General features: G+C 37.5%; 12 protein-coding genes. 1 reads left to right on the top strand and 11 read right to left on the bottom strand.

Features of this window, described 5'->3' with window-relative positions; translation table 11 throughout:
• Positions 1 to 105: 105 nt before the first annotated feature.
• The 11 genes from pheS to RAO94_11115 form a co-directional block, all read right to left on the bottom strand.
• Positions 106 to 1,125: a phenylalanine--tRNA ligase subunit alpha gene (gene pheS, locus RAO94_11065; protein MDP8322880.1), complete on the bottom strand. Its 1,020-nt coding sequence runs from the start codon at positions 1,123 to 1,125 to the stop codon at positions 106 to 108.
• A gap of 30 nt (positions 1,126 to 1,155) precedes the next feature.
• Positions 1,156 to 1,512: a 50S ribosomal protein L20 gene (rplT, locus tag RAO94_11070; protein MDP8322881.1), complete on the bottom strand. Its 357-nt coding sequence runs from the start codon at positions 1,510 to 1,512 to the stop codon at positions 1,156 to 1,158.
• 10 nt (positions 1,513 to 1,522) lie between these two features.
• Positions 1,523 to 1,717 carry a 50S ribosomal protein L35 gene (gene rpmI, locus RAO94_11075; GenBank protein ID MDP8322882.1) on the bottom strand — a complete coding sequence of 65 codons (195 nt, stop codon included), beginning with the start codon at positions 1,715 to 1,717 and terminating at the stop codon, positions 1,523 to 1,525.
• 40 nt (positions 1,718 to 1,757) lie between these two features.
• Positions 1,758 to 2,426: a translation initiation factor IF-3 gene (infC, locus tag RAO94_11080; GenBank protein MDP8322883.1), complete on the bottom strand. Its 669-nt coding sequence runs from the start codon at positions 2,424 to 2,426 to the stop codon at positions 1,758 to 1,760.
• 393 nt (positions 2,427 to 2,819) lie between these two features.
• Complete coding sequence (locus RAO94_11085) at positions 2,820 to 3,836, bottom strand: glycosyltransferase family 9 protein (GenBank protein ID MDP8322884.1); 1,017 nt, start codon at positions 3,834 to 3,836, stop codon at positions 2,820 to 2,822.
• The gene (locus RAO94_11090; GenBank protein ID MDP8322885.1) at positions 3,817 to 4,599 is read right to left on the bottom strand and encodes a glycosyltransferase family 2 protein; all 783 of its coding nucleotides are present in this window, start codon (positions 4,597 to 4,599) and stop codon (positions 3,817 to 3,819) included. Before RAO94_11090 ends, RAO94_11085 begins: the two co-directional genes overlap by 20 nt.
• A 6-nt stretch (positions 4,600 to 4,605) precedes the next feature.
• Positions 4,606 to 5,610 carry a glycosyltransferase gene (locus RAO94_11095; GenBank protein MDP8322886.1) on the bottom strand — a complete coding sequence of 335 codons (1,005 nt, stop codon included), beginning with the start codon at positions 5,608 to 5,610 and terminating at the stop codon, positions 4,606 to 4,608.
• 135 nt (positions 5,611 to 5,745) lie between these two features.
• Entirely contained in the window at positions 5,746 to 6,852 is a 1,107-nt protein-coding gene (locus RAO94_11100) for a glycosyltransferase (GenBank protein MDP8322887.1), read from the bottom strand.
• A gap of 140 nt (positions 6,853 to 6,992) precedes the next feature.
• On the bottom strand, positions 6,993 to 7,253 hold the full coding sequence (gene rpmA, locus RAO94_11105) for a 50S ribosomal protein L27 (GenBank protein ID MDP8322888.1): 261 nt from the start codon (positions 7,251 to 7,253) through the stop codon (positions 6,993 to 6,995).
• Positions 7,254 to 7,265: 12 nt separating this feature from the next.
• Positions 7,266 to 7,583 carry a 50S ribosomal protein L21 gene (gene rplU / locus RAO94_11110; GenBank protein MDP8322889.1) on the bottom strand — a complete coding sequence of 106 codons (318 nt, stop codon included), beginning with the start codon at positions 7,581 to 7,583 and terminating at the stop codon, positions 7,266 to 7,268.
• A 69-nt stretch (positions 7,584 to 7,652) separates the two neighbouring features.
• Positions 7,653 to 9,146, bottom strand: coding sequence for an Rne/Rng family ribonuclease (locus tag RAO94_11115; GenBank protein MDP8322890.1), 1,494 nt, complete (start codon positions 9,144 to 9,146; stop codon positions 7,653 to 7,655).
• A 358-nt stretch (positions 9,147 to 9,504) separates the two neighbouring features.
• Here RAO94_11115 and RAO94_11120 point away from each other — a divergent pair.
• A partial coding sequence (locus RAO94_11120; protein MDP8322891.1) for a hypothetical protein occupies positions 9,505 to 9,995 on the top strand: 491 nt, incomplete at its 3' end.

Genomic DNA, 9,995 nt, shown 5'->3' on the forward strand with positions numbered 1-9,995 from the left:
GGAAAAGGTCAATTCCTCTTCAAGCTTCTCAGTGCTTAAGTCTATATCAATATATTCCCGCAACCAGTTATAACTTATCTTCATAATCTATTTACTCACGTTTCACTATTTAAATTGGCTCAAAAATCTGAGATCATTGTTGAATAACATTCTCATATCAGTGATTCCATAACGAAGCATTGCTATCCGGTCTATACCTAATCCAAAAGCATATCCAGTATATTTCTCGCTATCGATTCCCACATATTCAAATACGTTGGGATCTACTATTCCTGCTCCACCCAGCTCCAGCCAGCCTGTATCTTTACACAAACTGCATCCAGTGCCCAGGCACTTCGGGCACACCATGTCCATCTCTGCACTTGGTTCAGTGAAGGGGAAAAAGTGCGGTCGGATTCGTACTGCTATTTCTGGACCAAATAGCTGCTGTGCAAAATAATTAAGCATATCACGCAAATCTGCTATATTGATTCCTTCATCCACAACTAGTGCTTCTACCTGATGAAAACAAGGTGAATGAGTGGCATCATTATCATTTCGATATGTCCTGCCAGGGCATATTATCTTAATAGGTGGTTTAAATTTCTCCATTGTTCTTATTTGAACTGGAGATGTATGTGTCCGTAAAAGTACGTCACCTTCTATATAAAAGGTGTCAGAAAGATCTCGAGCTGGATGATCTGCTGGTGTGTTCAAGGCATCAAAATTGTGATATTCATCTTCAATATCAGGTCCATCAGCAACTTGAAAACCCAAACGGATGAAAAGGTCTTCTATTTCTCGCCAGGTTTGGGTGATCGGATGAAGAGCTCCGCTTACATGTCGTTTGCCCGGCATCGTTAGATCCTGATGCTCTGCCTGTAGTGTTGCTGCATACTCGTTTTCTTTCAGTTTCAATAAACGGTTATTGATCATTTCTTCAAGCTGCTGCTTAGCATCATTCACTATCTTGCCAAAAGCTGGACGTTCTTCAGCAGGTAGCTCCTTTAAACGCTTCATAAAAGCATTCAATTCACTTTTCTTACCCAGATACTGCGATTTCAACTGCATCAGATCATGCTGACGCAAGGACTCTTCTATTGCCTTTTTGGCTTTAGATATCTGCTTCTGTAATTCTTCTTTCATCTTTCTGATCCGCTTCGGGACAAAATTACCCTAATTCAGTTTTGATTTTGCTTCTTCGCAAAGTTTGGTAAAGGCATCCGGCTCGTTAAATGCCAAAAATGCCAATGCTTTACGATCTATCTCTACTTCTGCAAGCTTTAATCCGTGGATTAACTGGCTATAAGACATATTGTGTAAATGTGCTCCAGCATTGATTCTGATTATCCAAAGTCTGCGAAATTCACGTTTCTTGGCTTTGCGATCACGGTATGCATATAGCCATCCCTTCTCTACTGCCTGACGTGCTGTTTTGTATAATTTACTTCTTCCACCCCGATATCCACGGGCTAATTTCAAATATTTTTTCTTTCTTTTATGTGCGGCTACATTATTCATTGAACGTGGCATAATTCTCTCCTTACATTCCTAACATTTTTTTCATTCTGCTTGCATCACTGCTAGATACCAGATCAGAATGGCGTAAATTTCTTTTGCGAGTAGCACTCTTTTTGGTAAAAAAGTGACCAGCAAAGGCATGGGAACGCTTCAATTTACCCGTTCCGGTTTTCTTAAATCGCTTAGCGACACATCTTCTTGTTTTCAGTTTCGGCATCTTTCCTCCTGAAAGCTACGCTGCTTTTCTTTATTATTATTTATTCTTGTTCTTTATCGTTTTCCTGATCAGACGTTAACGCTGTCATTGACTTCGCCTCGCAAATCTTATCTATATCACGCTTGGGAGATACTACCATAAAGATTTGACGACCCTCACTTTGTGGTTTTGAGTCGATTTCCATAAAATCTGCCAGATCTTTCTCAAGACGAGATAATACTTCAAATCCTAATTCTTTATGGGCTAATTGCCTTCCTCGGAAACGGACAGTGAATTTCACTTTGTTATGCTGCCTTAAAAATTTCAGAGCATTGTTCTTTTTGAAATTGTAATCGTGCTCCTCTGTATTAGGCCCGAATTTTACTTCTTTCACCTGTACGATATGCTGTTTCTTCCTGCTTTCACGCAATTTACGCTCTTTCTGATAATGATATGAACCAAAATCAAGAATCCTGCAGACTGGTGGATCAGCATTAGGTGAAATCTCCACTAAGTCTAATTCACTCTCTCTTGCTTTCTGAAGACCCTCTGTTAGTGATACTACACCTACCTGATCACCATTGGCGTCTATCAGTCTTATCGGGTCAGCTTTAATACCGCGGTTTACCCGCTCTTTAGGGACGGTTGGCTTTAATTTCGCCTTACCTCTTCTTATGCGTATGGAAATAATGTCCTCCTTGTTCCATAATAAAAAAAACGGATGCTTCATTGCACCCGTCATAGCCGGAATCTTTGCGCATTGCGCATATTCTCAACTAAATCTCTTAACCTTAACAAGTATTCCCGCCGGAAACCGTAAGGTAGAAGCAGGTGCTTCTTTTTTATTACTTTTTTTTATTAACAAACCAGAAAAATCATCTGCCTCCTTATAGTCAAGCATAATTATATTTTATCTATCTCGCTATCTCTTTTCATACTTAAACCAGAAAGTACCCAGAACAACATAGCACGTAGTGACATTTTAATGTGAGTACGTGCTTTGTTGCTTCTCCTTAGGGCTTCTGGAATGGCCGTAAGAAGGCTAAATGACTGTTTAAATTGGGCTTATAGGGTTTTTAGTATCTATACAATCGGGGTTGGTTTCAGGCTGGGGAAATCCTGACTAATTTTTATTTATTTTCTGGAGCAACAGATCACAGGCTGCTAGAACATCAGAAAAAATTATAGAATTTATACGGGGAATGACAGGTTTTTCACTTCTATCCTGGGGACTGATGATGAGATGAATTTTGCTGTCTGGAGGAGTCCAGTGTGTTTCCTTAATATGCCCGAAAATGCAGATCGTAGGTGTTCCGCAGCTGATGGCAAAATGACGGGGTCCGTTATCATTTCCAATATGCAGGTCTGCCAGGCTGAAAAGTGCCGTCAGGTGAAGCAGCCCTTTGATCTTATAATCAAGATCAGGTGCTGTTTCTTTCATTTTTGAGATGATCTCATCTATCACTTCCTTTTCACCAGGACCCCAGGTGAAAACTAACTGGGCATCATGTTCTTTGATCAGGTGATCACAAAGTCTGGCATAATTATCTGTATTCCACATCTTATAAAGACGCTTAGTCACGGGGGATAGAGTTATAATTGGTTTATTATTGTCATAAACCAGATGCTGTAACGTTTCTCGTGCATCATTCAGATCATTTTCGTGAAAAGGCATTTCGGGTAAAAAATCCTGCTTTTCATCAATGCCCAGAGGTGTTAACAACTTCAGCTTGGCAATTGCCGCATAAATTTCTACTGGCGGGGAAGAGATAAGATCGCTGTAACCAAAATTTCGTCTTTTGCTTTTAATGCTGATTTTTCGGAGACTTCTGATGATCAGACTCATAATATGACTGCGGGGATTATTCTGGAAATCTATTAACAGGTCATATTTTTTCTGTCTCAATGAAAATAGAAATCGGATATAACCTGATCGGCTAAGATTTCTGGGATAAATTATCAATTTATCAATATTAGGATTATATTTTAAAGCGTCATAAGCATAATCACTCACCAGAAAACTGATCTCAGCATCTGGGAATTTATGGTATAATGCTCTTATGGCGGGAGTGCACATCAGCACATCTCCGATTGCCATTAATTGGATGAGGATAATTTTTTCAGACTTCTGCTTTTTCATTCTTCTGATAGAGTTCCCAGAGCTTGGCATATTTCATAAATACGGCTAAACCACCAAAGGTGCACATTATGATCCCGGCAAGACCATCCCGGAACCCGGCATTTAAAAGGTAAAACCTCCAGAATTTTATAGCTGGTTGAAATAAAAGGTTCCACCAGTGCACTTTTACTTTATTATCATATAGATCCTGAGCTGCCCATTCTGCATAACGGATCATTTTCTGCCAGTTCTGACTGAAATTGCGGATTGGATCATGGTAAACGTAAACGTCGCTGATAAATATCGAAGGTTCGGGGGGGATCAGACGTCCATGCACTCTGCTTTTCGTAAATGTTTTATAGATCTCTCTACGGTAAAATCTTTTAGTGCGATATCCCGTATAAACGTCATGCTTAAGCAATTTGCCAAATAATATGGTCTTCATTCTGAATTTATAGCAATATCCTGAGATGGTTTCCTGACTCAGTATTTTTTCTATTCTTTTTTGCAGTTTTGGAGTACAACGCTCATCAGAATCAAGCTGAAATATCCATTCATATTTTGCCTGAGGCAATGCCCATGCTTTCTGTTTTACGCTATTTATATACTCATGCTGGATTATTCTGGTATTCTCAAATTCATTTACAATTTCAAGGGTTTTATCAGTAGAATAGCCATCTACTACTAATACTTCGTCGCACCACCGCAAAGACTCCAGGCACTCCCGGATTACAGCCTCTGAGTTTTGACAGGGGACAAATCCACTAACTTTTTGACGATACATTTATTGTCACTCCCAGAATATTTTTTCGTATTTCTTGCTTATTACTTCTGAGCTAAAATTATTTATTATATATTCCCGATTCTCTTGTGCTTTTCTCTCTTTTTCTAATTGTGATAAATTTGTCCATTTTATTATACTATCAATCAATTCTTCCTCTGATCCGTAGCCCCAATTTCTCCAATAATTCTTGATTAATGAGTTATGCCACATATTATAAAATCCTTCTAAACCACATAACATTCCCTCAGCAAATGCATAATGGAAAGATTCTGTGTGACTATAACTCATAATTATATCATGATTCTGTAAAAAGCTTACCACGTTTGATCTGTCATCAACCAGAGAATCAACACACTGTCTTTCGATTATTGAAATATTTTCCACAAGTCCTAAAGCTATTATTTGATCCTTGATCTCTTTAAGATGTCTTATAGATGTATCTTGTTTCGTTATCATGCCCATAATAGTAAGATGAAAGTCAGGATCCCTTTTTACTAATTTGCCAAACATATTGATTAATTGATCATAGCCTTTTATTGGATCGAAACCAAAACCATAGGCGCAGATAGATTTCCCATACAAATGGGGAAGAGAAGGAAATGAATCTATATCAATTGCATTAGGTATTGTTATTGCATTCACTTCCGAACTTATTTTTTCTTTAAACTCGTTTTCAAAGTGCTCATTAACAAATACCAGTTTATTCACATTCCCCCAGGTAATTTTATTCATATATTTTGAAAGAATTTCATATCTATGTAAGCGAATGATCAGTTTCTTATTTTTCCATCTCTTTTTCGAGACTGTTAATGCAAATTTATTTGCCCATTCAACCCAAATAACCCTGCCCCTTACTAAAAAATGCCAATACTCTAATTTATGGTTCAGATATAGATACTGAATTCGGTATTTCTTCTCCAGCTCTTTCAGAATCGGTTGAGCAAAGTGATCGTAATCCTTTCGGCAAACAAAAGTTATATCATAAATGTTATTTAACTTTATTAATTTCATTCAAATTCTTCCTCAATTTAGATCTGAGATCATTGTTTCCCATCCACCACTAATACGTCATCACACAATTTAATTGATTCCAGACAATCCCGGATAACAGCTTCTGAATTCCGGCAGAGTACAAACCCGCTTACTTTATGACGTGCCATCCTGTTTCTTTTCCTTTAAATCATGATATAGTGCTATCACTTCTTCCACCTGCTGATTTATCTTTTTAAGTAATACAGGACGCTTCTCAGAAATATTTGTAAGGTATTGAGGCATTTTTTCCCTGATCATCTCGGGAGTCATTTCCTCTAATGTGTCAAAGGTGAATCCTACTTCGTATTTATTGATATAGTCTGCCATGGGTTCAAAAGAATTAAGCGTGATTGCGGGTATTCCAGCAAAAATGTAATCATTCAATTTATTCTGAAAGACGTGCAATAAAGTGTACATTCTGGTTTTATCAGGCATATAGGGATTATTAATAGCAATCCCGGCATCATAGATATTGATTTTTTTCATCATGTCTTCATAGCTCAATTGATCATGCAAATGCACATTAGCAATTTCTCGATAATCATGATATTCTTTGCTGCGGGTGGGATACACATGGATATGAAATCCCCGCTCGGATAATACCCTGAATGATTTCAGCATACATTTATGATGAGTATCATCAGAATTAATGTGACCAACCCACACTAAATGGATATTACCGTCTTGACATGAAAGTTTTTCCTCAGATGAAGCAATTTCTTTGATTACATTCTGTGAGGTGAGATTTGGTAATACTATATGTGGTGCTCTTATGTTATATAGCTCAAAGGATTTTTTCTGATAGTGTTCAGTTACAAACACTACTCCATCAGCATTTTCCAGACAATATTGTTCCCAGTATTTCTTTTTTCGGTTGAATTTGGTTTTCTGGATACTCATCAGATCATGCTGATCATAGACAACTGGTATCTTGAGACCATAATTCAGCACTTGAAAACCCAGCCTGTCAGGATAATTATGATAATGAATAACTTCTATCCGATTATCTTTAATAAATTGCAGCAGCTTCTTCTTGAAAAATCTCTGACGTTTCTTTAAGGTCAAAATCGATTTGAATATAGAAAAGTCAGCATCTTTTGCTATCGTCGCTCCGCGTTTTCGATAACACATATACAGCTCAATACCTAAAGCATTCAAAGCCTGAGCCTCTTTTAAAAACCGATGACATGGCATTGATTCTATCACAAATAATACTCGCATATTCTTCCCTTCCTCATCACTAATATTTTTTGCTTGATGACAATGTCAAGGTTAATAACGGGATCGTTTTATAGTGAATAATTTTTCACACAAAAAAAGGCAGCTAATTAAGCTGCCTGAATTTTTTTCTAAGAAATATTTTAATTTTCTTTAGGTATCACGCTTACAAATTTTTTGTTAGCCTTTTTGGTCTGATAATGAACATGTCCATCTACTAAACTGAATAAAGTGAAATCATTTCCAAGTCCTACATTTTCACCTTTATGGATCCGGGTGCCCCTTTGTCTCACTAATATGTTCCCGGCTCTCACAAATTCACCACCATATTTTTTTACGCCCAGGTATTGAGCATTACTGTCTCTTCCGTTCTTACTTGAGCCGACTCCCTTTTTATGTGCCATGCTGCCCCCTAATTAATTTATTATCTCTTTTACCTTGATCATGGTGAAATTCTGACGATGTCCCTGCTTCTTCTCATATGTCTTACGACGTTTCTTCTTGAAGACAATGATTTTTTTCTCTTTACCATGACTTAATACTTCACACATTACTTTAGCATTTTCGATGGTGGGATGACCTATCTGGATATCATCAGAATCTTTGAACATCAACACACGCTCTATAGCCAATTCTGTGCCTGGTTCCAAATCTTCGCCAAGAAATGCCACTTTCAGTACCTGGTCTTTTTCGACTTTGTACTGGCTTCCTTTAAACTCTACTATCGCGTACATAATATATCTCCTTAAAAATTACCCTTCATTAATCCCGAATTTACAATATTTTTGCTTCGCGCTAATATGTCAAGACTTATATTCTTCCGTTATATCTTTGCCACTTTTTTCCAGTACTACTTTAAACTGATGATGTTCCATCTCCGGGTCTTCCAGAACCTCTATCCGCTTGGCATAATCCTGAAGAAATTCCGGGTGGGAATCAATAAAATGACACACATTGCGGTGAACTCGAATTACCAAAGGCTCCTGGCTGATAAAAAATTCACTTCGCTGAAGCCACCTGTATAATTTCACAGCAACGGAATCCTTTGCCAGTAATCTGCCAGTTCCATTGCAATGTGGGCATACTTCAGATAGATTCATGATCACTTCAGGTCGTCTTCGCTTGCGAGATACTTCTATCAAGCCTAAAGGACTGAAAGGATAAACCTTGTTTCGGGCACGATCTCTCTTCATATAGCTTTTCAGCTCTTTATATACTTTATCACGGTGTGCCTGAGTACTCATATCAATAAAATCAACTACCATGATTCCGCTTAAATCCCGTAAACGAACCTGACGGGCAACTTCAAATGCTGCTTCCATATTAGTTCGCAGTATTGTTTCATTATAGTGGTTTGATCCAGTAAAAGAGCCGGTGTTGACATCTATCGATACCAGAGCTTCTGTTCGCTCAATCCGCAGATTGCCACCACTCGCCAGCGGAATGCGGGAATTACTGATGCGGTGAATATCTTTCTCAATGCCATACACATCAAATAAGGGAGTGCTTTCTTTGAATAATTCCACTTTCTTGATCAATTCAGGGGCAATACTCTTCAATTGTGTTACTATCTTATCACGATATTGTTTGTCATCAACTATTAATCTTTCCACATGGGAATTAAATAGATCACGAGTCAGCATAAAGATCAATTCATTTTGATTAAATAAACACAGGGGTCCTTTCAGAAATTCTTTGCCCTTCTTTACCTGTTTCCAGACAGCTTCCAGAGTTTTGTATTCCATCGCAAAATCTTCTTCTGTAGAATTCTCTGTATCAGTTCTTACAATGATGCCTACTTCAGGATCTTTGATGCGCTTCAGGATATCACTAAATTTGTGCTTTTGACTGCCGCTTGTTATCTTGCGGGAAATTGCTACTTTTTCTTTGTATGGCATAAATACCAGGAATTTTCCGGGAATAGTTAAACGACAGGTTAGACTTGCTCCTTTTTTATTCAGGGGAGGTTTTTTTATCTGTACTACAACTTCATCGCCAACGATGAAAATCTGATCAATTGTTGAAGAATCGTTTTTCTTACGGATTTTCTGTTGTTTTTCGTTTAAAAAATCTGCATCTAGTTCCGAATAATGTAAAAATGCTGTCCTTTTTAACCCTATATCCACAAACACAGCTCCCATACCCGGCAACACGCTTTTAACGATGCCTTTGTATATGTTGCCTGCCACTTCCTGATTCTCAATACTCTCGGAATACAGCTCCACAAGTTTGCCGTCTTCTATTATAGCTATCCTTTTCTCATAGGAATGAGCATTAATTAATATCTCTTGTATCATATATTATCTCCAATCATATACCAGATTTTTTTACCCTTCTAAAGTCAAGAGTTTTCTAATAATATTATCAAATCGCATAATTCCTTATCCCTAAAATACAGATAGTTAGTTCTCATCAAGTAGTTGTATTAATGGTAAAAACCAGATGGAACAGCGTTACCGGAAAAACTGTCCCATCCCATTTACCAAAGTTGCAATTGCCTTGGTTGACTTTCTATTTATTACTTGCATTACTCTTCAATATTGGGCTCATTGAACCTGATATTTATTTTTGAAAGCTCAAAATTCACAATTTTATAATTTTCCTGTAATAAAAAAGATTGACTTAGAGGGCAGAAATTTTCTACAGAGTGACGCTATGAAAAAAGATCATAATAAGTTAAAAAAGCAATCTCGAGACATGACAGCTCGGGTGAATTTATTACTATTTCAGTTTCTGCTGGTAGCCACTCCATTTTTACTTGTGCGGAACTTTTTGCAGCAGGCAATTGGGATGTTCAGTCAATGGTCATATACTGTTGCTGGATTGCAGGTTCCTTATGTTTTATCTGCTATTGCTCTTGGATTATTGATTATTTTGATCATTAACCTGAAAAGAGTAAAATTAAAGTCATTGTTCATCTTTGTCGGCGTGATCATTATGATGGGTATTGGGCAAGGCTTCACAGATTATTATTTTAATCATGATTTTTATGAATTGCAGCAAAACTGGCATTATTTTGCCTATGGCATTTTTGCCTGGATTTCCTGGCTTTATCATGACCAAAAAGGACATTCAAAAGCGAGATATCTGTGGTCGACATTATTAATGGGGCAAATAATCTCGGTATTTGATGAAACTGCCCAGAT

It is taken from the genome of Candidatus Stygibacter australis (assembly GCA_030765845.1).
In the GTDB taxonomy this organism is placed as follows: Bacteria; Cloacimonadota; Cloacimonadia; order Cloacimonadales; family TCS61; genus Stygibacter; species Stygibacter australis.

Bases quoted from the DNA above. Each gene is read 5' to 3' on its own strand.
- pheS (MDP8322880.1), bottom strand. From the start codon at position 1,125: ATGAAAGAAGAATTACAGAAGCAGATATCTAAAGCCAAAAAGGCAATA.
- rplT (MDP8322881.1), bottom strand. From the start codon at position 1,512: ATGCCACGTTCAATGAATAATGTAGCCGCACATAAAAGAAAGAAAAAA.
- rpmI (MDP8322882.1), bottom strand. From the start codon at position 1,717: ATGCCGAAACTGAAAACAAGAAGATGTGTCGCTAAGCGATTTAAGAAA.
- infC (MDP8322883.1), bottom strand. From the start codon at position 2,426: ATGAAGCATCCGTTTTTTTTATTATGGAACAAGGAGGACATTATTTCC.
- RAO94_11085 (MDP8322884.1), bottom strand. From the start codon at position 3,836: ATGAAAAAGCAGAAGTCTGAAAAAATTATCCTCATCCAATTAATGGCA.
- RAO94_11090 (MDP8322885.1), bottom strand. From the start codon at position 4,599: ATGTATCGTCAAAAAGTTAGTGGATTTGTCCCCTGTCAAAACTCAGAG.
- RAO94_11095 (MDP8322886.1), bottom strand. From the start codon at position 5,610: ATGAAATTAATAAAGTTAAATAACATTTATGATATAACTTTTGTTTGC.
- RAO94_11100 (MDP8322887.1), bottom strand. From the start codon at position 6,852: ATGCGAGTATTATTTGTGATAGAATCAATGCCATGTCATCGGTTTTTA.
- rpmA (MDP8322888.1), bottom strand. From the start codon at position 7,253: ATGGCACATAAAAAGGGAGTCGGCTCAAGTAAGAACGGAAGAGACAGT.
- rplU (MDP8322889.1), bottom strand. From the start codon at position 7,583: ATGTACGCGATAGTAGAGTTTAAAGGAAGCCAGTACAAAGTCGAAAAA.
- RAO94_11115 (MDP8322890.1), bottom strand. From the start codon at position 9,146: ATGATACAAGAGATATTAATTAATGCTCATTCCTATGAGAAAAGGATA.